General features: G+C 62.4%; 24 protein-coding genes and 2 tRNA genes. 6 read left to right on the top strand and 20 right to left on the bottom strand.

Annotated elements, in window-relative coordinates; translation table 11 throughout:
• The 3 genes from fliD to HXX15_RS14295 form a co-directional block, all read right to left on the bottom strand.
• Positions 1 to 1,695, bottom strand: coding sequence for a flagellar filament capping protein FliD (gene fliD / locus HXX15_RS14305; protein ID WP_296516724.1), 1,695 nt, complete (start codon positions 1,693 to 1,695; stop codon positions 1 to 3).
• Positions 1,696 to 1,762: 67 nt separating this feature from the next.
• On the bottom strand, positions 1,763 to 2,590 hold the full coding sequence (locus tag HXX15_RS14300; RefSeq protein ID WP_296516723.1) for a flagellin: 828 nt from the start codon (positions 2,588 to 2,590) through the stop codon (positions 1,763 to 1,765).
• A 139-nt stretch (positions 2,591 to 2,729) separates the two neighbouring features.
• On the bottom strand, positions 2,730 to 3,419 hold the full coding sequence (locus HXX15_RS14295; RefSeq protein WP_296516722.1) for an RNA polymerase sigma factor: 690 nt from the start codon (positions 3,417 to 3,419) through the stop codon (positions 2,730 to 2,732).
• A 671-nt stretch (positions 3,420 to 4,090) separates the two neighbouring features.
• On the opposite strand from HXX15_RS14295, the gene HXX15_RS14290 reads away from it, so the two are divergent.
• The 3 genes from HXX15_RS14290 (at position 4,091) to HXX15_RS14280 (ending at position 6,616) form a co-directional block, all read left to right on the top strand.
• On the top strand, positions 4,091 to 4,381 hold the full coding sequence (locus HXX15_RS14290) for a hypothetical protein (protein ID WP_296516721.1): 291 nt from the start codon (positions 4,091 to 4,093) through the stop codon (positions 4,379 to 4,381).
• A 279-nt stretch (positions 4,382 to 4,660) separates the two neighbouring features.
• Complete coding sequence (locus tag HXX15_RS14285; RefSeq protein ID WP_296516720.1) at positions 4,661 to 6,073, top strand: hypothetical protein; 1,413 nt, start codon at positions 4,661 to 4,663, stop codon at positions 6,071 to 6,073.
• Between the two features lie 276 nt (positions 6,074 to 6,349).
• Positions 6,350 to 6,616, top strand: a complete 267-nt coding sequence (locus tag HXX15_RS14280; RefSeq protein WP_296516719.1) for a hypothetical protein — start codon at positions 6,350 to 6,352, stop codon at positions 6,614 to 6,616.
• Positions 6,617 to 7,677: 1,061 nt separating this feature from the next.
• Here HXX15_RS14280 and HXX15_RS14275 read toward each other — a convergent pair.
• The 10 genes from HXX15_RS14275 to HXX15_RS14230 all read right to left on the bottom strand — a co-directional run bounded on the left by HXX15_RS14275 (position 7,678) and on the right by HXX15_RS14230 (position 14,028).
• Positions 7,678 to 7,753 (bottom strand) — tRNA-Phe (locus HXX15_RS14275).
• A gap of 125 nt (positions 7,754 to 7,878) precedes the next feature.
• Entirely contained in the window at positions 7,879 to 8,064 is a 186-nt protein-coding gene (gene yacG, locus HXX15_RS14270) for a DNA gyrase inhibitor YacG (protein ID WP_296516718.1), read from the bottom strand.
• Positions 8,054 to 8,677: a Maf-like protein gene (locus tag HXX15_RS14265; RefSeq protein ID WP_296516717.1), complete on the bottom strand. Its 624-nt coding sequence runs from the start codon at positions 8,675 to 8,677 to the stop codon at positions 8,054 to 8,056. The genes yacG and HXX15_RS14265 overlap by 11 nt, the downstream gene beginning before the upstream one ends.
• 86 nt (positions 8,678 to 8,763) lie before the next feature.
• Positions 8,764 to 9,228: a low molecular weight phosphatase family protein gene (locus HXX15_RS14260; RefSeq protein WP_296516716.1), complete on the bottom strand. Its 465-nt coding sequence runs from the start codon at positions 9,226 to 9,228 to the stop codon at positions 8,764 to 8,766.
• 6 nt (positions 9,229 to 9,234) lie between these two features.
• Positions 9,235 to 9,726, bottom strand: coding sequence for a UPF0262 family protein (locus HXX15_RS14255; protein WP_296516715.1), 492 nt, complete (start codon positions 9,724 to 9,726; stop codon positions 9,235 to 9,237).
• On the bottom strand, positions 9,723 to 11,018 hold the full coding sequence (gene hisD / locus HXX15_RS14250) for a histidinol dehydrogenase (protein WP_296516714.1): 1,296 nt from the start codon (positions 11,016 to 11,018) through the stop codon (positions 9,723 to 9,725). Before hisD ends, HXX15_RS14255 begins: the two co-directional genes overlap by 4 nt.
• Before the next feature lie 96 nt (positions 11,019 to 11,114).
• Positions 11,115 to 11,588, bottom strand: coding sequence for a DUF2948 family protein (locus tag HXX15_RS14245; protein ID WP_296516713.1), 474 nt, complete (start codon positions 11,586 to 11,588; stop codon positions 11,115 to 11,117).
• Positions 11,585 to 12,874, bottom strand: a complete 1,290-nt coding sequence (murA, locus tag HXX15_RS14240; RefSeq protein WP_296516712.1) for a UDP-N-acetylglucosamine 1-carboxyvinyltransferase — start codon at positions 12,872 to 12,874, stop codon at positions 11,585 to 11,587. The genes HXX15_RS14245 and murA overlap by 4 nt, the downstream gene beginning before the upstream one ends.
• A 183-nt stretch (positions 12,875 to 13,057) precedes the next feature.
• The gene (locus HXX15_RS14235) at positions 13,058 to 13,720 is read right to left on the bottom strand and encodes an epimerase (protein ID WP_296516711.1); all 663 of its coding nucleotides are present in this window, start codon (positions 13,718 to 13,720) and stop codon (positions 13,058 to 13,060) included.
• Positions 13,721 to 13,830: 110 nt separating this feature from the next.
• On the bottom strand, positions 13,831 to 14,028 hold the full coding sequence (locus tag HXX15_RS14230; protein WP_296516710.1) for a hypothetical protein: 198 nt from the start codon (positions 14,026 to 14,028) through the stop codon (positions 13,831 to 13,833).
• A gap of 47 nt (positions 14,029 to 14,075) precedes the next feature.
• On the opposite strand from HXX15_RS14230, the gene HXX15_RS14225 reads away from it, so the two are divergent.
• Together HXX15_RS14225 and HXX15_RS14220 are read left to right on the top strand one after the other, a co-directional pair.
• Complete coding sequence (locus HXX15_RS14225) at positions 14,076 to 14,522, top strand: nuclear transport factor 2 family protein (RefSeq protein ID WP_296516709.1); 447 nt, start codon at positions 14,076 to 14,078, stop codon at positions 14,520 to 14,522.
• A 99-nt stretch (positions 14,523 to 14,621) separates the two neighbouring features.
• Positions 14,622 to 14,696: transfer RNA gene (locus HXX15_RS14220), tRNA-Thr, on the top strand.
• A gap of 109 nt (positions 14,697 to 14,805) precedes the next feature.
• Here the strand turns inward: HXX15_RS14220 and HXX15_RS14215 are convergent.
• From HXX15_RS14215 to HXX15_RS14185, 7 genes are read right to left on the bottom strand one after another with little or no spacing between them, the layout of a single operon-like run.
• Positions 14,806 to 15,093 carry a hydrogenase maturation nickel metallochaperone HypA gene (locus HXX15_RS14215; protein WP_296516708.1) on the bottom strand — a complete coding sequence of 96 codons (288 nt, stop codon included), beginning with the start codon at positions 15,091 to 15,093 and terminating at the stop codon, positions 14,806 to 14,808.
• Positions 15,086 to 15,604 carry a hydrogenase maturation protease gene (locus HXX15_RS14210; protein ID WP_296516707.1) on the bottom strand — a complete coding sequence of 173 codons (519 nt, stop codon included), beginning with the start codon at positions 15,602 to 15,604 and terminating at the stop codon, positions 15,086 to 15,088. Before HXX15_RS14210 ends, HXX15_RS14215 begins: the two co-directional genes overlap by 8 nt.
• A complete protein-coding gene (locus HXX15_RS14205; protein ID WP_296516954.1) occupies positions 15,601 to 16,899 on the bottom strand; it encodes a Ni/Fe hydrogenase subunit alpha in 1,299 nt (432 codons plus the stop codon). Before HXX15_RS14205 ends, HXX15_RS14210 begins: the two co-directional genes overlap by 4 nt.
• Positions 16,889 to 17,662 carry an oxidoreductase gene (locus HXX15_RS14200; RefSeq protein ID WP_296516706.1) on the bottom strand — a complete coding sequence of 258 codons (774 nt, stop codon included), beginning with the start codon at positions 17,660 to 17,662 and terminating at the stop codon, positions 16,889 to 16,891. The genes HXX15_RS14205 and HXX15_RS14200 overlap by 11 nt, the downstream gene beginning before the upstream one ends.
• A gap of 1 nt (position 17,663) precedes the next feature.
• Positions 17,664 to 18,521 (bottom strand): FAD/NAD(P)-binding protein, encoded by an 858-nt coding sequence (locus HXX15_RS14195; RefSeq protein WP_296516705.1) that lies wholly within the window; start codon positions 18,519 to 18,521, stop codon positions 17,664 to 17,666.
• Between the two features lies 1 nt (position 18,522).
• Positions 18,523 to 18,984, bottom strand: coding sequence for a cyclic nucleotide-binding domain-containing protein (locus HXX15_RS14190; protein ID WP_296516704.1), 462 nt, complete (start codon positions 18,982 to 18,984; stop codon positions 18,523 to 18,525).
• Positions 18,971 to 20,131, bottom strand: coding sequence for a 4Fe-4S dicluster domain-containing protein (locus tag HXX15_RS14185; RefSeq protein WP_296516703.1), 1,161 nt, complete (start codon positions 20,129 to 20,131; stop codon positions 18,971 to 18,973). The genes HXX15_RS14190 and HXX15_RS14185 overlap by 14 nt, the downstream gene beginning before the upstream one ends.
• 774 nt (positions 20,132 to 20,905) lie before the next feature.
• Between HXX15_RS14185 and HXX15_RS14180 the strand changes: the two genes are divergently transcribed.
• On the top strand, positions 20,906 to 22,282 hold the full coding sequence (locus tag HXX15_RS14180) for a hypothetical protein (RefSeq protein ID WP_296516702.1): 1,377 nt from the start codon (positions 20,906 to 20,908) through the stop codon (positions 22,280 to 22,282).
• The last annotated feature ends 21 nt before the right edge of the window (positions 22,283 to 22,303 follow it).

The raw sequence follows: 22,303 nt of genomic DNA, 5'->3' as shown, positions 1-22,303 counted from the left end.
CTAGTTACTCGAGCTGGTGTTCAGGAGGGCGGAGAGATAATCCAAAGTCGAATTCGCGGACTCAATTGCGGATTGGTATTTCGCGTACTGATTCTTCAATGCCGTCTGATAGGCCGCCGCCCTCGACATGATGTCGTCAGCCTGCGTCTGCATTGTGTCGTCCTGCGTGGTCAGATTCTCGATCAGCTTCTGGAGCGAGCCGTTGCTGGTGTTGGAATCCGTCTTTGCAATGTTGTAGATTTGCGCGGCGATACCCGAGGTCGAAGTGATCGTGATGGTTTTGGAGGTCGACCCGGAATAGGTGAATGCCATGCCGGCATAGGCCGTCCCCGAATTGCCGACGATCATATGCCCGCTGACCGTGAACAGCGTACTGTCTCCCCCGATGGCCGCCGAGGTGAGATTGCCGGAACTGTCCACGGATAGATCGAGGTTGAAGGAAGCCGGGGCGGAGCTTCCGGTATTGACCACCGAGAGATCGCTCGACGATGTCGTGGTCTTGGCGGCCAGCAGCGATATCGCCCCGTCGAGATTGCTCGACAGCGTCGTCGACAGCTTGCTGGTGTCGAGTTCGAGTTCGTTCTTGGTGTTGAAGGACAGCCCAAGGCTGCTGAGCGACATCCCCCCCACCGAGATGTTCAGCGCCTGTTCGGCCCGCGTCATGATATCACGCATGGTCGCGTCGCCAAACAACACCGAACTGGATGATGCTGTGCCGTCCGAATTGGTCTGCTGCTGGGCGGTGACGGAGTCACGGAGAGAATTGTAGTCGGTCACGAACGTCTGCAGCCCCGTCTGAATCTGACTGGTGTCGGTGCCGATGCTGATGTTCAGACTGGTTCCGGTTGTCGTGCTCTGCAGAAGATTGAAGGTTACGCCGCTCAGCACGTCGGTAATGTCGTTGGTATCGCGCGTCAGCTCAACTCCGTCCAGCTTGAGTTTGGCCGCCTGCGAAGTCTGCAACACGTCGGTGAATGCTCCGGAACTGTCGGTGATGCCGAGCTTGTTCAGAACGTCGTCGCCGGAGACGCTGCTGGTCTGGATGTCGGCCGCGTCCTTTGTCCCCGACAGCACCATTTCGAATTTGTTGCTCGACACCTGGATGATCGACGCCTGCACATTGGTCGTCGAGGTCTGGTTGTTGATCGCATCGGCCACGTCCTGAAGCGTCATACCGCTGCTGATCGAGATGTTCGCGCTGGACCCGCCGGCCAAACCGATCGAAAAGATCCCGGTATAACCCAGGCTCGCGGTCTGATCCGACACCGACGACCCGATGACCTTTTGTGCGGTCGCGATCTGCTCGATTTGCAGTGTGTGATCGCCCGTCGCGGCGCCGTTGGCGACCGACATCGACAGCGCCGAACTCGCGCTGACGTCGCCGGTCGAGGAGATCGTCGCCGATCTGGTCGCGAACACGCTGGAAGACAGCGAATTCTGGATGGAATTGCTCAGCGAACTCGCCGCGGTAGCGAGGGTGCTCAGCGACGACTGCAGGCTCTGGTACGCCGAGATCTTGGCCTGGTTGCTGGTGATCTTGGTCTGGATCGTCGTCGCCCGGGCCTCTTTGGCGTCGACCTGCGCCTTGATCAACGCCGTCCAATCGACGCTGGAGGTCGTTTTGGTCCCCGACGTCGTGGTTGAATTTGTGGAGCTCGTGCTGGATGAGGAAGTCGTGCTGCTTACCGACGACATGGCAAAACCTCCGGTTCACGGAAACCACGGGCCGGCGCTCGACGCCGGCCCCCGGTTGGCGTTGGCGTTAACCGAGCAACTTCAGAAGATATTGCGGCAGCTCGTTCGCGGCGGCTTCCGCGGAAACCGCTGCCTGGGTCTTGACTTTGGCCGAAGACAACTTCGACTGTTCCGCGGCGATGTCCACGTCCGTAATGGCTGAGTTGGCCGACTTCAGGTTCTCCGACTGAGTCGAGATCGAACTGGCGCTGAAATTGAATCTCGACTCCTGGGCACCGATCGACGCACGTGCCGATGAGACCTTGTCGATCGCGGTGTCGAGCGTCGTAAGCGCCGAGGTTGCCCCCGCCTGCGTGCTGATATCCAGTGCAGTGGTGCCGAGCGTCGCCGATGTCAGATCGGAGAGGGTGACGGTAATCGTATCTGTCGAACTCGATCCGACCAGAATCGATGAGCCGGTGCCGGCGAATGGGCTGGTGCCGTCGAGGAGAGACTGCCCACTGTAGCGAGTGCCCTTCGCAATGCTGTCGATTTCGTTGCTGAGCTGCGAGAACTCGGATTGCAGATAGGCGCGGCTGCTATCAGTCACGGTACCTGAGGACGACTCCGATGCCAGCGACTTCATCCGCGAAAGAATGTCGCTGATGTTCGAGGCGCCGCCGTCTGCGGTCTGCAGGATCGATGTCGCCTGCGAAGCATTGGTCGCCGCCTGCTGCAGCGCCGTGACGTCCGATGAAATACGCGTCGAGATCGCGAGACCAGCGGCATCGTCAGACGCCTGGTTGATTTTCGAACCGCTCGACAATTTGGCCAGCGAACTCGACTCCTGCGCCGAGTTGATATTGAGGTAACGCACGGCCGAGTTCGCCGCGGTATTGGTGGAAATGACGGGCATGTATTTGATCCTCGATATGACCGGCGATATTGCCGCATCAACGGATTGAATCCCGGACGTAGGTCAGCCCCCGTCCGCATCTAGAACGTGCGAGCACTCGGAATTCAGGCGGGCTTTGTGCGCGGTCGGGAAATTATGGTTAGCAATCGGTAAACAAATGCCGGATGTCCCGCTCGTGACGTCGGAGCAATTCCCGAAGTTGCTGACGGCCGCGCTTGAGAAGCGACTCAACCGCCGCGATAGTCGTATCCATCACCTCTGCGATTTCGCCGTTGCTCATATTCTCATGATACGAGAGAATAACCGCAACCCGCTGCTGATCAGGCAGCCGCTGCATTGCATTCTCCAGCATCTGCGTGACCTCTTCGCGCTGCATCGCGCTAACGACGTCCGGCTGGGTGTCCACGGGTTCCGGAACAGCGTCGACATTGTCGGTGCGCGGCTGCCGGTACAGATCGATGCAGCGGTTGGTGACGACCCGGTAGAGCCATGTCGAGAACTTCGCGCGTCCGTGCTGCCATTGCCCGCGATGACTCCAGACTTTTAGCATCGCATCCTGGACAACATCCTCCGCATCCGCTCGACTTCTGACGATGCGAAGAGCAATTCCGAATGCGCGATCGATGTGGCGTTCCACGAGTTGCCGAAACGCAGCTTCATCGTTGTCAGCAAGCCGCTTGAGAAGCTCTTCGTCCTCATCCGGTAGCAGCAACCGCACGACTTCTTCGCCCGCCATCCCGGCGGCCAAGCTTGGTGAAACAGCTTCCGACTCTGCCATCACGGTGGGCACTACATCGACTGGAGCGCAGATATCGAGCGCATACGCCATCCCCATCTCCCGATCAGCCACGCCCGCAGATATTCAATTCGGATGGCTTCAGTCTCTTGAACGCACGAGCGCAGCAAATCCGGCGGACAATTTTGGCTTATCTCACAATATCTTAGTGGGAATTTACTGCCTGCCTCTGGGCAAAACATGCCGGCTCCCGTCGCATCGGCCCGGCGCGGCGACGAAGCCGCCAGGCCGATCAGGATCTTCGCCGACGATCTCGAAGATCGCAGCCCTTGCCCACGCCACAACACCATCCAGCTCCCGAATTCCCCAGAAACACGACACGCGACGCAACTATCTGACGCGCCGCGCCGACGATCTTGCACAGACGTTCCGACGTTCGTTGCCAAGCATCGAGAGTCGGACGTCCCAAGCCGCTCGGTAATTCTTTCCGAATCAGCTTTTTAAATCTAAGCGCAATTTTGAATCGCCGAAACACGAATGATCAAACTCTCTGTACCGCGCGATCATTGCGCCTGATTTCCTGGCAACAATCGGAAACGGGCGGGCGGAGGATTTTGAATTGAATGTACAAACTTCAGAACTATTGCGCCACAATTGGAAACATTCGGAAGCAATAAATCTCCTTCGATATCTTCGATACTTTCATGCTACGCACCCGCACCCAGGACCCTATCTGGTTAGTGCTCCCGATTTGATCGAAAAAGATGACGTCGGTGGCCGCCGACCTCGGGGCAGAATTACTTCTCTACCTGCGACAGAAGATTCCGAATTTCGACTACCGCCGCGACCTCGTTCTGATCGATCTCGGCTATTTCGACGGCATCCAGCAATCGTTCCGTTCAGGTGGAATACTATCGGACCGGGTTCGGCGATCTCCGCCTGCGAATCCGGATTGTACAGCGTATGGCTGCTCGGACCATCGTGCTGCCTATCGTCAGACCGGCAAGGGAGGGCGCGATCGCCGGACCGTTCCTGCGCCCGAGGGCCAGCTTTGAGAAAGCATTGCTCCTGACCGGGTCATGAAACTCGCGCCACAGCACGTGACCACCGCTGGGTTAGTTCGGAGCGGTCGGTATTTCTGCACGACCGAGGAAGACGGAGCGCTGATCGTCATGATTCCGCCCCAGATCGCGCCGGTTACGATCGTGAGCGTCGGCTTGACATCCCTGCGGCACCACCTGGTCATTGCGTCCCAATGGCAAAACGCTTGCAGCCGCCTGAATTTCGCTTGCCTGCCGTATCAATAGCGATACTCAGCAAGAAGGTCCGCGCACATGAGCGACGCTATCGACAGAATATTGAAAGAACGTGAAGCCGCCGGGATTTGGTTGGGGTCCATCCAGCGCCATCGCCTTCTTCAATTACTTCAGCGTTACCGCGAAGCCGTGTTGTGGGACGGCGCCAGCGGCGTGACGGAGCCCGGCGTGCCGGTAGTCGTGCTGAATTCAGCCTCCGCACCGCGCATGGAGCTGCTGGTCAGTTCGCTGCACGAGAATTCTATCGTAATCATTCCGTTCGGCGAAAACCCCGCATTCGATTTCCTCAAGTCGAAGCTTCACCCATACGGCTCGATAGGTTCACAGGGACCGACGGCTCCGCATCAGGTCTGGTGGGGTGGTGCAAAGCCATTGTCCGTGCCGACCGGCTTCTACCGTAAGGAAGAAACGCTGTTCACTTCGTTGTTCCGAAGCGGTCTCATAAATGGGGAAAGGGCGGCGACGCTAACGAAGGACCTGGATCGGTTGAGCCTCGACCATGTTGTCGAAGGCCCAAGCCAGGAAATGCTGGCGGGGACGAGCAGCCTTCCCAAGATCGATTTCATCATTCGTCAATGGGAACGGAGCAATCTTCCGATCTTCTGGATCGATCCGGACGCGAGGGTTCGTCAGCATCCCCTGCTGCCTCAATCCATAGGTTGCGACTTCGCGATCCACAGGCACTCGTCCGGCGAGATGGAGACCGGCGTGATGTTCTTTCATCAGACCGAGGCAGCACGCGCCTTGCTGGACATGTGGCGGCGACTGACCCGTGACCATGCGAATCTTCCGGAATCCTTCCTGTTGGATCAGGCCTGGATTCTCGTATCTTCGCAGCGCCAGCTCGAAACGGCATGGCTACCTGACACCTATTGGCGTCCGGCAGGACTCCCTGCCTCCCATCGCAATGCCGTTGTTCTGTACGATCCCGTCAGCAGGCCTCAGTCTCCGTTGGCATATTTCACGCTGCCGTTCCAGCAGGCCCGTCGGTTCGGGAGACATCAGGCGCCCGAAGCCCATCTGATCATGCAGGGCGTCACTGGAGCGCGTGGACCGATCACCGTGCTCATTCGTGACGTGCTGGACGCCGATACCCAAAGCGTCGGCAGCGCCATCGAGGCGGCCGCGCAGGCGTATGCAAGCAACGCGGGAGGCTTCTCCCAAATGGAGGTCGTACTCTGCGCCTGGAATAAAGAAGTAGAAGCCGTGCTGCAAATCGAAGACGGCACCTGGGTGCTGGTGACTGATCCGTCCGAGCGCCTCGCACCTGACGCTTTCAGTAAGGAGGACATGTTTGACGCCGTCAGGATCGCCTCGGGTGGCCGTCAGGTTTCGGGGATTAAATATCAGTTCCCCAGCGGGAGATTGAAAAACAGCGGCAAATATCGCGGATTCCTGAAGCGTCCCCTACTGCCTGCGTACAACGAATGAACGACTGATGCCGGGACCGACCGACGCGTCTCTCCCGTGCTGGTCATCTCGACGTTGGACTCTGCTGGGTTATTAGCCACGCGGCTTTCAGCAGACTACAGAGGCTATTGTACACCTCTGAATTGTGGAATACGTTTTTCTGAGAATGCGCGATGCCCCTCCGCATTATCCTCACTCGCGAAACATTTTGCCACTGCGTTTTCGACCGCAGAGAGATTTTTTCCGCAGCAGCCGCCTGCGCCCGATCGATCGCCAGTTTCGCGCCGGAGATAGTCATTGTGCGTTCTGCGCTATCTACATCGTAGCATCGGTGGGGTGGCGTTAAGCCGTTGGCAACGCCTAAAGGCCGAATTCGGCACCGCCGAATTTATTGACGAGTTGACTGAGATAGAACGCAAGCTGAAACCGCCGCTGCCGACAGGCACCGTGCAAAGAGTGGTGGACCTGGCGCTGGAGCCGCCGGCGGGAGAAACAACCCACTGGACCGGCCGGATGCTGGCGAAAGCCGCAGGGGTCCAGCTAATCGCGAGAAAAGTCGCGTGATACACATGGTGCACACCGATCGCCGGCCATGGGTGCACGCTAAGGACTGAGCTGCTGGGCACTGGAGATCAGGCTTTGCGCCAACTGCTGAGCAGTATCTTGTTTATTCACGTCTCTGTCGCCGCTGGGCTCGCGGTCATTCTCGGGTTTGTTGAGGCGGGCGACCCTCGCGTTGCGGCATGCATCGGCATTTCATTTTCCGGGGCGATTTGCGGCGCATTCATCAGAGTTATCGATGCTCCAAAGAACCTGAGGTAGCAGGCTTGAAATGTTCTCGTTCCCTGAGGCTTGAACGAACAAACCCGACATCAAAGGCCAGACAATAGTCGATCGCGCTACGGACGCCGATTGCTGAGTGCCACACGCAGAAATCCGTACATGGCTTTATTGATCGATGGACGCGTTTTCGCCCAAGCAGCCGCCGGCTGCTATCATCGCCGCGCTCGGATGCGACGCGGAGCGGATCGAGCCTCCTGCGGCAAAAGTGATTCGACGGTTTGTCGGCACCGGCCCGGTGCACAGGTGTAAGAATCACAACCTTTTTCATCTTCATACATTCCGATGTAAGGCTGTGAATGATTTTGTATAAATTTGCATAAGCTTGACGGACTATTTTCGCCTGGTTGGCGTCGACTTCGATGGTACGCCCTCGCGAAAGCTGACCGATGAGGCGCCCAACCGACGCCGAGGAGCGTGTTGGCCGCCTCTATGCGGCGATCGAATCAGGGACTATCGACGGCACGGACCCGACCTTGAAGGATCGGGTGTCCTCCCTGAAAAATACCCGGGACCGGGCCACCGAAGCCTTCGACTACGCCAGGAAGTCCAGCGCCCTTCCGGTCGAAATCGATCCGGTCGCGATCGACAACTTCACCCGTTTGATGCGCGAACAGCTCGTCTCGGGAGATGTGGCAGCTCGGAAGGCCTATCTGGCCGCCATCGTCGACGCCGTCATCGTTTCGGAGAATAAAATCCGGATCATCGGGTCAAACGACAACATCCGGTCGACCTTCGGCCCAAAAGGCCAACCCACTCCAGTGGTTCGTAAATCTGTTCAGCAATGGTGCCCAGGGGCGGGATCGAACCACCGACACTGCGATTTTCAGTCGCATGCTCTACCAACTGAGCTACCTGGGCGCCGCCCGGAGCAAGTCCAGGGAGCGCCGGGTTATAGTCAGGCCAGACAGCGCTGTCCACCCGCCGCGGGGGAAACTTGCGGGCGGAAAAACCGCCCCGGAATCAAGGGGCCGGCTGCGCCGCCTTCAATCGGCATCGTCGTCGTCGCTGGGCGCGGCCGGAATCGCATAGGAATTCGACAGCCAGCGGTTCAGATCGACGTCGCGGCAGCGCTCGGAGCAGAACGGCCGCGAGGCCTCGACCGCCGGTTTGCCGCAGATCGGGCACTTCTTGGCGCCAGGGGCGGCTTTCGGGGCGTCCTCAGCTGGCATTGAGCCAGCCGAAGCGGATCGGGAAGCCTTCGCCGCCGAGCAGGGTCACCGTCTCGTACAGCGGCAGGCCAACGATGTTGGTGTAGGAGCCGACCATCTTGACCACGAAGCTGCCGGCGATGCCCTGCACCGCATAACCGCCGGCTTTGCCGCGCCATTCGCCGGAGCCGATATAGGCTTGGATATCGTCCTCGCTGAGCCGCTTGAACCGCACCTTGGATTCGATCAGACGCTGCCGGAAGGTCTGTTTCGGCGTCACCACGCAGATCGCGGTGTAGACCCGGTGATTGCGGCCCGAGAGCAGCCGCAGGCATTGCGTGGCCTCCTCGACCAGTTCGGCCTTCGGCAGGATGCGGCGGCCAACCGCCACCACGGTGTCGGCGGCGAGGATGTAGGCGCCGCGCAGTTCGTCATCGAGCTGCACCGATTTCAGCGCGGCTTCGGCCTTGGCCCTGGCCAGACGGTTGGCGCAGACGCGCGGTAATTCCCCCCGTTTCGGAGTCTCGTCGACATCGCCGGGGCGCAGCGCGTCGGGCTCGATCCCGGCCTGGTTGAGCAGGCTGAGGCGTCGCGGCGAACCGGAAGCGAGAACGAGTTTGGGACGGCCAAGCATGCGGGCATTTCGGGGCTGGAGGGATGCGCGCGGAACCTATCGGAAGGCACCCGCTTCGACAACCGCGCAGGCGGGAGTTTGGCGTCTTACTCGTTGCCGCCGCCGTGGCGGCCGAAGCGCTTGCGGATGCGCAGCATCAGGCCGTCGGCGACGTCGCGGTAGGCCTGCAACCGCTGCGCGCGGCTGCCCTCGACGCCGGTCGGATCCTGGGTCGGCCAGTATTCGACCTCGACGGCGCTGCTGCGCGTCAGTTCCAGCGCCTTGTGATGCGCCTCCGGCGACAGCGTCACGATCAGGTCGAAATTGAGCCCCTCATAGTCTTCCAATTCGTCGAAGGTGATCGGCTTGTGCTTGGAGATGTCGTGGCCGATTTCGGCCATCGCCGCCACCGCGAACGGATCGAGCTCCAATTTCCGCACCCCGGCGGATTTGATGTACATCGTGCGCGGCGCGATCTGCCGCAGCAGGCCCTCCGCCATCGGCGAGCGCACGCTGTTCATGCCGCAGGCGAACAGCACCGCTTGCGGTTGGCGCGCGCGCGATGCCGGCATCGCGCGCTAACCCTTCCAGTGCAGCACGGAGATCAGCGTGAACAGCCGGCGCGCGGTCTCGAAATCGATTCGCACCTTGCCGGCGAGGCGCTCCTGCAGCGTGCGCGAGCCCTCGTCATGAATGCCGCGGCGGCCCATGTCGATGGCCTCGATCTTGTCCGGCGTCGCGGTGCGGATCGCCTGGTAGTAGCTGTCGCAGATCATGAAGTAGTCCTTCACGATGCGGCGGAACGGCGTCAGCGACAACAGATGCGCCACCACCGGGGTGCCGTCCTCGCGGCGGATGTCGAACATCAGCCGGTTGCCGGTGATGCCGATATGCAGTGTGAACGGCCCGTCGCCGGCGCCCTCAGGCGCGAACAGGTTCTTCTCGACCAGATCGTAGATCGCAATCGCGCGCTCGTGCTCGATGTCCGGCCCGGAACGCCCGATCGATTCCTCGTCGAGCGTCACCGCGACGATGCAATTCTTGGAATCGTCTGGCGGCGGTTTGGTCATCGCAGGTTCAAACGCAGTCCCACCGAGCGCGCATGGGCATCGAGGCCCTCGGCCTTGCCCAACGTCATCGCCGCCGGTCCGAGCGCGCGCAATTGATCCGGGCCGCATTTCAGGATCGAGGTCCGCTTCATGAAGTCGAGCACGCCGAGCCCCGAAGAGAACCGCGCCGAGCGCGCGGTCGGCAGCACGTGGTTGGAGCCGCCGACATAGTCGCCGATCGCCTCCGGCGTATGGGCGCCGAGGAAGATCGCGCCGGCATTGCGGACTTTCGCAGCGAGTGCTTCCGGATCGGCGGTGACGATCTCGAGATGCTCGGCCGCGATCGCATTCGCCAGCGGCACCGCGTCCTCGATCTGCCTGACCAGAATGATGGCGCCGAACCGGTCCCACGAGGCGCGCGCGATCGCAGCGCGCGGCAGCGTGGTGAGCTGGGCCTGCAGCGCGCGCTCGACCTCGTCGCCCAAAATGGCGCTGTCGGTGATCAGGATCGATTGGGCGTTTTCGTCGTGCTCGGCCTGTGCCAACAGATCGGCGGCGATCCAGTCCGGATTGGCATTCTGATCGGCGATCACCAGCACTTCGGACGGCCCGGCGATCATGTCGATCCCGACCTTGCCGAACACCAGCCGCTTGGCCGCCGCCACATAGGCATTGCCGGGGCCGACGATCTTGGCGACCGGCGCAATCGTGGCGGTGCCATAGGCCAAAGCCGCCACCGCCTGCGCGCCACCGACGCGATAGATCTCGGTGACGCCGCCGAGCCGGGCCGCCGCCAGCACCAGTGGATTCAATTTGCCGTCGGGCGAAGGCACCACCATCACCACGCGCTCCACGCCGGCGACCTTGGCGGGAATCGCATTCATCAGCACCGAGGACGGATAGGCCGCGGTGCCGCCGGGGACATAGAGCCCGACCGCCTCGATCGCGCTCCAGCGCCAGCCGAGCTCGACACCGAGCGGATCGGTGAAGCGGTCGTCCTTCGGCAATTGCCGGCGATGGAAGAACTCGATGCGGTCGCCAGCCAGCTTCAGGGCCTCGATGGTGGCGGGATCGCAGGCTTTGACCGCGGTATCGATCTCGGCGGGGGTGACGCGCAGGCCCGAGGCGTCGAGCTTGAGCCGGTCGAACTTGGCGGTGGCCTCCAGCAAGGCGGCATCGCCGCGCGCGGCGACGTCGTCGACAATGGCGCGGGTGGCCGCCTCGATGTCGGCCGAGACCTCGCGCTTGGTCGCCAGGAAGGCCTTGAATCGCGGGGTGAAATCGGCGCTGCGGCTATCGATACGGATTGGCATTTCGGGATTCCGGCAGGGGCTTCGTCGGGAAGGCCTACTGCTCAATGGCGCGGCGACAAATCGCCGTCAACCCTTGCCGAGTCCGCCGACACCGGCTCAGTCGCCCAGCCCCGCAGATTGACCCGCCGCGCCGCTGTCGTCGAAGTCGTCCAGGCCCAAATCGGTCAATGCACATTCCAGGCACTCAAGATCGAGCCGCAGCATCCCGCCATGGGTGAACATCAGCACCGCGCTGCCGCCGGGGGCCTCGGCGGCGGGGTAAAACTCGATTCCGATCAATTCCAGCGCAGTTTCCGCGGCATTCGGGTCGATGTTTCGCGACTTGCAGGCAAGCACCCGGTCGAACCGCAGCGCCGCGACCAGCCGGCGCGATGCGGCCGCCCCGGCCAGCGTCTGGTCCCAGTCGAGCCGGTGCAGGCCGAGCACCAGCCGCTTCTCACTCTGCCGCCAGACGATGTCAGCGGTCGCGATCCGGGAATCCTGGACATGGGCCGAGATCACCGCGAGATCGTCGGGATCGAGCGCGATCAGCTTGAGCAAGCCCGGCACGGCGCCCCCCTGCAAACTCATCCGCTAATGCGTTCGATGGTGGCGCCGCAGGCAGACAGCTTTTCCTCGAGCCGCTCGAAGCCGCGGTCGAGATGGTAGATCCGATTGACCATGGTCTCGCCTTCGGCGGCGAGGCCGGCGATCACCAGCGACACCGAGGCGCGCAGATCGGTCGCCATCACCGGCGCGCCGCGCAATTTCGCCACGCCATCGATGGTGGCGGTTTCGCCGTCGAGGTGAATCCGCGCGCCGAACCGCGCCAGCTCCTGCACATGCATGAAGCGGTTCTCGAAAATCGTCTCGGTGATGTGCGAGGAGCCCTTGGCGCAGGCCATCAGCGCCATCAATTGCGCCTGCAAATCAGTCGGAAAACCCGGAAACGGCGCGGTCGAGACGTTGACCGGGCTGATCCCGGCGCCGTTGCGGGCGACCCTGATGCCGTCATTGTTGACCGTGATGGTGGCGCCGGCCTCGGTCAGCACGTCGAGCGCCGATTGCAGCAGTTCCGGGCGGGCACCGGACAGCTGGACGTCGCCGCCGGTCATCGCTACCGCCATCGCGTAGGTGCCAGTCTCGATCCGGTCCGGCAGCACGGTGTGGCGGGCGCCATGCAGCTTGGCGACGCCCTCGACGACGATACGCGGCGTGCCGGCGCCGCTGATTCGCGCGCCCATCTTGTTCAGGCAATCGGCGACATCGACGATTTCCGGCTCGCAGGCGGCATTGGTGATGGTGGTGATACCCTTGGCCAGCGTCGCGGCCATCAGCGCCACATGGGTGCCGCTGACGGTGACCTTGGGAAAATCGATCGCGGCGCCCTTCAGCCCGCCGGGGGCCTTGGCGATCACATAGCCGCCGTCAATGGTGAGCTCGGCGCCAAGTTTTTCCAGTGCCATGATCAAGAGATCGACCGGACGGGTGCCGATCGCGCAGCCGCCGGGCAGCGACACCTTGGCCTCGTGCATCCGCGCCAGCAGCGGCGCGATCACCCAGAACGAGGCGCGCATCTTCGAGACCAACTCATAGGGCGCGGTGGTGTCGATGATGTTCTTGGCCGAAATATGCAGGGTCTGGCCCTGATATTCGTGGTCACCCGGCCGCTTGCCGGCCGACATGATGTCAACGCCGTGGTTGCCGAGAATGCGTTGCAGCTGCGCGACGTCGGCAAGCCGCGGCACATTATCGAGGATCAGCGTTTCCTCCGACAACAACCCTGCGATCATCAGCGGCAGCGCCGCGTTCTTGGCGCCCGAGATCGGAATGGTGCCATGAAGCTGGTTGCCGCCGACGATGCGAATGCGATCCATGCCGATTCCCGCTGGTTTGCTGTCGAGAAGTCATAGGCGTCTCAGCCCGTGATTGCAAAAGCCTCGGAATTTGCGGCGAAATCATGGGTTTTGGGCAATTTGCACCGGATTCGAGGCGAAAGGGGCGCGGTGCAGAGCCTCCGCGACGGCGGCCCGCCCGTTCACCCCGCGTGCGGGGAGAGGTCATACGACCGCGTTGATGTCGGCACTTTCCAGGATCGAGGTCGGATAGCCGTGTTTCGCCACCGCGAGCATGGCGCGGCCGACCTGTTCGGAGGTGGTCATGTAGTTGGGCGCGGTTTTGACCAGCAGCGACAGCAGCGGCGCGGTCACGGCGTAGATCGCGTTGATCCAGCCGACCTTCGAGCGGACGCCATGCAGCGGCTGGATTCCGGCCGGCCGAAACATGTAGGCGGCCTTGAATGGCAGCTTCAGCAGATCGTTCTCGGTCTTGCCCTTGACCCGCGCCCACATCTGCGGCCCCTGCTCGGTCGAATCGGTGCTGCGCCCGGTGACGTAGATGAAAGTCATGCCGGGGCTGAGCCGCACCAGCGTCTTCGCCGCGGCAAGCGTGATGTCGTAGGTCAGCTGGCGATAGCGCTGCTCGGACAGGCCGAGCGAGGTGACGCCGAGACAGAACAGGCAGGCATCATGACCTGCCAGTTCGTATTCAATCGCGGAGAAATCCAGAAAGTCGCTGTGCACGATTTCGCGCAGCTTGGGATGGCTCTGTCCGGTCTTGCTGCGCCCGACCGACAGCACGCTGGTGACCTCGGGATCGAGCAGGCATTCGCGTAGCACGCCCTGCCCAACCATGCCGGTGGCGCCGAACAGAATAACTCTCATTTTCCTCCTCGGGGTGAGTCGCAAATACGCCCGTCAAGACTAAGCGCTTAAGTTCGTCATTGCGAGCTGTTACGAAGCCGGTGTTCACAGCGCCGCTTCTCCGCAGCCTGCTAGCTCTTGTCGTCGGAGTCCTTGCCGATTTCGTCCTGGACGACACCCGGATCGTCGGCCGAAACCAGCGCGGGCTGATCGGCCCGGCCGCGGGATTGCGATTTCCGCCGCTTCAGGTTTTCACGCAGCGCCTCGCGCAGCCGGTTCTGACGATCCAGCGTACGTTCGGTCGAGGGGCGATTTGGCGCGTCGGTCATGGCATGCTTTGTTCGGCTGGTTGGAAAGACGATCCCGGAGAGAGACGATGGCCACCGACACATATGCGCTGGCGCCGCTGCCGCAACAAACCGTCGCAGCCTGGCACGATTTTGTCGCCACCAGCGACCCCGGCGTGCTGCGGCCGTTGCTGGCCGAGAACGTGGTGTTTCGCTCGCCCGCAGTGCAATCGCCGATCCCCGGCCGGGAGGCGACGCTGCTGGTGCTGACCACGGTGACGACGATTTTCGAGAATTTCCGCTATCACCGCACCTTCGTCGCCGGATCCCACGACGTCGGGCTGGAATTTTCCGCCAATATCGGCAAATGGCAGCTCAAGGGCATCGACCTGATCAAATTCAACGAATCTGGCGAAATGGTCGAGTTTGAGGTGATGATCCGCCCGCTCAAGGCGCTGCAGGTGCTGGCCGAGGAAATGGGCAACCGGATCGGGCCACAATTGCTCCGGATGAAGGAAATGGCGGCGTCCCGTTAGACCAATCCCCCAGCCGGCCCGCTTGCGCCGACGGTGGCCTTGTGGCAAGGATCGCCCGCCGAGCCGGGCCATCGCAGGTTGATTCCCGGACAGTGGCACGCTGCCGTAGCTCAGTGGTAGAGCACTCCATTGGTAATGGAGAGGTCCACAGTTCGACCCTGTGTGGCAGCACCAGCTTTTTTTGAAAATAGCTTTTTAAATCAGCACATTATAACTCTGCGGTATTCTCGTCAGCCTCAGCCATATCGGCTATTGGCGCGGTCGATTCCGGACGCGCCTGTCTTCAGCTGCCCTCTCCGTTGTCGTCGGGAACTTCGAGGTCGATGCTTTCCATCATCACGTCCTGCGCAGACGGATCCGTCACATCCGCCGACGTCTGGATCCGCAGCGCAGCGCCTTCGGCGAGGGTGCCGCGGGCCTCTTCGTCGAAATGCTCGCGAAAATGCTCGGGCGCGAACTGGCTGAGCGCGCCAATCCGAACCGCGACGCCGGCCACCCGCTTCGCCCCGGCGTCCCGCGCGACCGCTTCCAGCCGACGGATCAGGTCCCTGACGATTCCCGTCTCATGCATCGGACATGACCTTGCCTTCGCGGCAGCGGAGTCGGCCGACCTCGGCGACGACGCGATCCGCAACTTCGGCGGCCGCAGCCGTCACCTCTGGTGTCATTGCGGCACCACCATCGAATGAAGCGCCTTCGATCGCATAGACGATGACGGTGTCGGGCAGTGACCTCAACGCGGCGGCAAGCGCAATCGCTTCCGCGAGGCCGAAAGCGTGGCTTGATGCGAACGATACCTCGTTCGGCAGTTCGCCGGCGCCCGCGTCGATCCGATGGATGCGTCCCGGCATACCCATCGACGCAGCAGCATCGATGAAGATGACGGCATCGAAGCCGGCCCATTCCTCGATCAGGGAAAGGATGTCTCCACGTCGCGCAACGAGACTCACGTCCGGGGGCAGCCGTCCGGCCAGTCCCGTTGCGGCCAGAGCGCCAACGCCGTCGTCGGCACGGTCCGGATTGCCGACGGCGACAACGAGGACCTTCGGCAGCATGGCATTGCGGTCGGCTGCGCCACTCACGTTCGGCGCACCGTGAGCTTGAGGAAATGAGTGGCGCAAGAGATGCAGGGGTCGTAGTTGCGGATGGTCTGTTCGCAGCGATGGCGGATGACATCGTCAGGCTGATCGAGAACCGTGGTCGCTACCGCAGCGAGATCGGCTTCGATGGTGGGCTGGTTCTGCGAGGTCGGCGGCACGATGCGGGCCCGTTCAATGCTGCCGTCCGCCTGGAAGTCGTAACGGTGCCAGCAGATTCCGCGTGGCGCTTCGGTACAGCCAAAGCCGGTGCCGGCGCGGGGCTCGATCGGCACCGCCGCCAGGTCCGGCGGCTCGTAGGCGGCGATCAGGCGCAATGCCTCGTCGCAGGCAAAGACGAGCTCGAGCCCTCGCACAATGATGCTCTTGAACGGATTGCGGCAGACGGAATCGAGCCCGACCTCGCGCGCGAGCTCCCGGACCGATGCCGGTAGTCGATCGAAATTCAGCGCATAGCGCGCGAGCGGACCGACCAGATAGGCGCCGCGCCGCTTCACCAGGGAATGCAGCGCCGTCGAATGAGCGACGTGCCGCTCCTCGAACTCGGTCTCGAAATCGGCGATATCGATGTCGATGTCCCGGCTCGAGACAAGTCGGCCCTCGTTGAGGGGATACTCGTCCGGATGGCGGAGCGCGACGAATTCGTAGTCCTGCTCGAAATCCGGGAACGGGAACGTCGCGACCCAGCGGACCATGCCGATGGCAAGATCGCGGGCGCGCGCAAGGCTCTCCGCCACCGGCGCGAGCTCACTTCGCGTCGGCACCCGGTGGAAGCCTCCGGCTTTGACGTTGACAGGATGAATTTCCCGGCCGCCGACGACCCGCATCAGCTCGTTGCCGGCCTTCTTGAGCGTCAGCGTGTTGCGGACCGCCTCGCCATGGTCGCGCGCCATCCGGATCCCGTCGGGAAAGCCCAGGAAATCCGGCGCATGCAGCATCACCACATGAAGCGCGTGGCTTTCGATCCATTCGCCGCAGTAGATCAGCCGCCGCAGCGCCCGAAGCTGGCCATCGACCTTGACGCCGAAGGCATTCTCGATCGCGTGGACCGCGCTCATCTGGTAGGCGATCGGGCAGATGCCGCAGATGCGCGCGACGATGTCGGGCAGTTCGGCATAGCCGCGGCCGCGCAGGAAAGCCTCGAAGAAGCGCGGCGGCTCGAAAATCCTGAGTTCCGCCGATACGACCCGGCCATCGCTGATTTCGAGGTCGAGGGCGCCCTCGCCCTCGACGCGGGCGAGATAATCGACCCGGATCGTTTTGGTCGTCTTATCCGCCATGGGCCTTGCTCTCTTTCCGAAAGGCTTCGGCCGCTGCATTGAAGGTGCTGAAGACACGGGCAATGTCGCGCGGCGTCGCGCCGAGCACCTGCCATTCGCACGCGAGCGCGGCGGTGTTGGGCGTCTCCATCGGACCGTAGCAGCCGTAGCAGCCACGCCGGAAGGATGGACAGATTGCTCCGCAGCCAGCGTGCGTGACCGGGCCGAGGCAGGGCGTGCCCTGCACCATCACGCAAACCGCACCGCGCTGCTTGCATTCGATACACACGCTGTGGGCCGCGATCGAAGGCTTGCGGCCGGCAAGGTAGGCCGAGATCACCTCGATCAGTTGCGCCTTGTTGATCGGACAGCCGCGCAATTCGTAGTCGACCGCGATGTGCGCCGAAATCGGCGTCGAGGTGGCAAGGGTCGAGATATATTTGGGCGATGCGTAAACGGCAGCGATATAGTCGTCGACGTCAGCGAAATTCCGAAGCGCCTGGATGCCGCCGGCGGTGGCGCAGGCGCCGATCGTGACGAGGAATTTCGATTGCTGGCGCACCATCTGAATGCGCTCGGCGTCGTGCGCCGTCGTGATCGATCCTTCGACCAGGGAAAGGTCGTAAGGGCCGTCGAGTATCAGACTCGAAGCCTCGGGAAAATTGGCGATCTCGATCGCGCCGGCGAGAGTCAGAAGCTCGTCTTCGCAATCCAGCAGCGAGAGCTGGCAGCCGTCGCAGGAGGCGAACTTCCAAACCGCGAGCCGGGGACGTTGCGCTTTCATCTCAGACCTCCCGAATGGCGAAGATCTTGGCGATCCTGGCGAACTGCATGACCGGGCCGTCCTTGCAGATGAAGGTCGGCCCGAACTGGCAGTGGCCGCAAAGACCGATGGCGCACTTCATATTGCGCTCCATCGACAGATAGATGCGTTCCGGCGGCACTCCCGCTTCAGCCAACGCACTCGCCGAATAGCGCATCATCACTTCCGGGCCGCAAACCAACGCGATCGTGTTGTGACGATCGAAGGTCGCACGCGGAATCAACGCCGGCACGACCCCGACATTGCCGTGCCAGTCGGCTTCGGCATGATCCACCGTCACCTCGATACTGATGTCCAGGTGCTGCCGCCATTCCTCAAGCTCGTGCCTATAAAGCATGTCATGGGGATTGCGGCTGCCGAACAGGATCACGACCCGCCCGTAGCGAACCCGATTGGCCAGAATATGATAGATGGCCGGCCGCAGCGGCGCGAGACCTAGGCCGCCGGCCACCAAGACGACGTCGGAGCCTTCCGCCGCCTCGACCGGCCACCCGACCCCAAAAGGGCCGCGCAGACCGATCGTCGCGCCGGTCCCCAGTTCCGTGATCGCCTTGCTGACGGCGCCGACATCGCGGACGGTGTGCACAAAATGAGTCTCGTCCGTGCTGTCGCCGCTCAAGCTGACGGCGATTTCGCCGACGCCGAAAACGTAGAGCATATTGAACTGCCCGGGCCTGAAGGCCGGACGCCTGCCGGCAGACGGGGCAAGCTCCAGCGTCACCGTGTCGTGGAGTTCGCGGCGTAGCCGGCCGACGCGATAGATCTGCGGAACGAAGGGGTCGGGAAGCGATGCCGCCGCAGAAACACTTTCCGGAACCATGTCAGCGCTTCTTCCCGTAGACGTCGAGGATTTGCAGCTGTGTTGCGTGCAGGCGTCTGATGAAAACCGGCAGGAATCGCTTCATCATCTCGTAGCCGAGATGGTGGTCCGCCTCGCATTTGCCGCGCAGGCAGGCGGCGTCAATTCCGATCGCACGAACCAGCTCGGTGGCGCGAGCGTCGATGGTCCAGCGATAAGGCGGCACAAGCCAGGCCTCCCCCACGATCTCGCCCGGGCCAAGGGTCGCAAACACGATCGGCGCCTGCCCCGGGGCCACGATCTCAAGCGCCACCTTGCCGTGGCGGATCAGGAAGAACTCGTCTGCGGGATCGCCTTCGCGAAACAGATAGTCGCCGGGATCAAAGCGATGGTTCCGGGCGCAGCCGGCAACCAGCGCGCCGTGCTCGGGCGCGAAGTCGGCGAAGAAGGGATGCTGTCGAAGAATATGCTCAAGTCCCTCCATGCGGCTCTCCCTTTCTGGATTGTGGCGTCGCCCGGATGGCGGCCGCTTCCGCCGTGATGTCGATGCCGACCGGACACCAGGTGATACAGCGCCCGCAACCCACGCAGCCGGAGGTGCCGAACTGATCGATCCAGCTCGCCAGCTTGTGCGTCATCCATTGCCGATAGCGCGAGCTGGCGGTCGTCCGCACGCTGCCACCGTGCAGATAGGAGAAATCCAGGGTGAAACAGGAATCCCATTTGCGGATCCGCTCGGCCGACGAACCCATGAGATCACTGTGGTCTTCTACAGTCGTGCAGAAGCAAGTCGGGCAAACCGACGTGCAGTTGCCGCAGGCGAGGCAGCGCGCGGCGACCTCATCCCAGCGCGGATGGTTCAGGTTGGCCTGGAGCAGCTCCTTCAGGCCGTCCGTTTCCAGCCTGCGTCCCATCGCGCTCTGCGTGCGCGCTATCACCGCTTCAGCGGCCAAGAGATCGGCATTGGCCGCGGGGCGATGGGGTAATCGGTCGAGCAAATCGCCGCCGGCTTCGCTTCCCACCTCGACAACGAATTCGTGGCGCGTGGCGTCGATCAGCTCGGTCAATGCAAGGTCGAAGCCAGCATCCACCTTTGGTCCCGTTCCCATCGACGCACAGAAGCAGGTAGCTGCGGCATTCCCGCAGTTGACCGCGACGATAAAGGCGTCCTGCCGCCGCATGCCGTAGGTCACATCGCGATAGGGGCCATCCAGGAAGACGCGGTCCTGGATGGCGATCGCGTGGAGCTCGCAGGCGCGCACGCCGATGAAGGCAAATATCGGGGTCTCCGACCTGTCGGTCGCAATCGAGATGCCATCGTCGCCCTGGCGCGCGGTCCACAGCGTCTCGACCGGCGGATGCAGAAACTGCTTCCACGACTGAGGGCCGACGGCGAAGCCGAACAAGGCATCGTCCTCCCGACGCTCCAGATGATAGCGTCCGGCTTCCTGACGATCGGTCCAGCCTGCCGGCAAGTTCCCAACTTGCGCGATCTCATCATAGACGATCGCCCCGTCACGCACCGTGGGGCCAAGCACCCGACAGTTCTCAGCGGAGAGAGCCTCGATGAGTTGCTGCAGCGCCTCCCGGGAGATCACCGCCTTCGTTCCCCCGTCTGGGCGATGCTGCATCACGTCACCTCTGCTTGACGGGCGGATGGGCCGAACGATCCCGTCCGGCACCACATCCACTTGGCACCTTCCGGGTTCGATCGATTATGGCCGCCACATGCGTCATCAATCGCCCGCAGCTTCCAAGCCAATAGATTCTCATCGTTTGACGATAAGCACGCTTGATTCAGATCAACGAACACTACCGCGAAGCCTATGAACGCTGCGCGAATTGACCTCGACTTCCTGCTGTTGACCATTGCGACGACGCTCATTTGCGTCCTCGGTTCCCGGATGAATGGCGCGTCCGTCATTGTGGACGTTACGGCGATGTTCCCGCTGTCTTATCCGATCAGTTGCATCGGTGTCGCGACGTGCCAAGGCGATGGACGCGGATTCGTCCGGGCCGCCCGGACGTTTGGGACTGGCGATCGCTGACCTCATCGATTTGCAACCTAAAGAGGATTATGAAATAATATTCATGTTTTGCGTGTTTTTTGGGCTGTAATCGCGAGCGCTATGGTCCGTCAAATGTCCCCGCAAGGTTGAGCGCAGGTCCGTAGCTTCTCACGGTCCGCTTGATCGGTCAGCATCCCGGACTTAATTATGACCAAATACTCGCCTTGGTAGCGCTTGGTAGCGCCGCCACACCGGCAAGCCGCGGCAAGGTGGATCGCCGGCCGGCTAACTTCGTACTCTGTCGAATGGACGAATTAACTCTGATGTGTAATTTGACAGCATATAAGGCCAACAGCCCCCGGCGTAACGCCGCGGTAACGGCAAATTCGATCCGGGATGGAGCGTTCCATTAATACCCAGGCACTGGTCGCGCGGACGCGACAATCACTGACGTCGCGGATCGCCGTCGCCATTCTCCCGCTGCTGCTGATCGCTCCGGCGTTGTGGAATGAATATCCGCTGCTGCAATTCGATACCGGGGGCTATCTCGCCCGCTGGTACGAAGGCTATCTGGTTCCGAGCCGCTCGACGGTGTTCGGGCTGTATCTGCATTTCGGCCAGAACACCCATTTCTGGATCAATCTCTGCATTCAGGCGATCGCGACGCTGTGGATCCTGCAGCTGACGCTGCGGGTGTTCGGCCTCACCCGGCCGTTCCGGCTGGCGCTGATCGGCCTGATCCTGATCGCCACCACGGCGCTGCCCTGGATCGCCAGCATGCTGCTGACCGACATCTTTGCCGGGCTGTCGGTGCTGTCGCTGTTCCTTCTGGTCGCGCATGGCGACAACACGTCGACGCTGGAGAAATGGCTGCTGTTCGGCTTCACCGCCTTCGCCGGCGCGACCCATAGCGCGACGCTCGGCGTCCTGCTCGGCCTGTGCTGCGTCGCCTGGCTGCTGCGGCCCTTTCTCGGCGCGCGACTGCCGTTCGCCGGCCTGATCGCCGGCAGCCTGACCATCGTGGCCGGCGCGGCGATGCTGCTCACCGCCAATTTCGCCCTGTCGGGCAAATGGGCCTGGACCCCCGGCGGCGCCGGCGTCACCTTCGGCCGGATGCTGCAGGACGGCATCGTGACCCGCTATCTCAATGACAATTGTCCGCAGCTGAAACTGAAACTCTGCCCCTACCGCAACCAGCTGCCGCCCACCGCCGACGATTTCCTGTGGGGCAATGACGGCATCTTCAACAAGCTCGGGCGCTTCGAGGGGATGGACCAAGAGATGGGCTACATCGCCGCCCATGCGCTGACCGCCTACCCGCTCTGGCAGGCCCAAGCCGCCGCCGTCGCCACCGCGCAGCAGCTGGTCCAGGTCGCCACCGGCGAAGGCACCACCGGCTGGATTCCCCACACCTATGGCATCATCGAACGCTATCTGCCGGCCCAGGTGCCGGCGATGCGCGCGGCGCACCAGCAGAAATGGGACATCAATTTCGCCGCGGTGAACTGGGTCCACGTCCCGGTCGCGCTGGGGTCGATGCTGCTGCTGGTCGGGCTGCTCGGCCACGCGCTATGGCAACGCCGGCTCGACGATCTGACCTTGCTGGCCGGAACCGCCGCGGGCGCATTGCTGGGGAATGCCATGATCTGCGGGATCATTTCCGGGCCGCACGACCGCTATGGCGCCCGAATGGTCTGGATCGCAACCTTCGTGGTGCTGATCGCCGCCACACGGTACTTCGTCGATCGCGACTCCGCCGACCCGGCCGACTGACCGGGTCGACGCGGCCCGACG

The organism is Rhodopseudomonas sp. (assembly GCF_013377015.1).
Lineage (GTDB): Bacteria > Pseudomonadota > Alphaproteobacteria > Rhizobiales > Xanthobacteraceae > JARJEH01.
The sequence above is the reverse complement of the archived record's forward strand: the minus strand, read 5'-3'. Positions and strand labels throughout refer to the sequence as shown.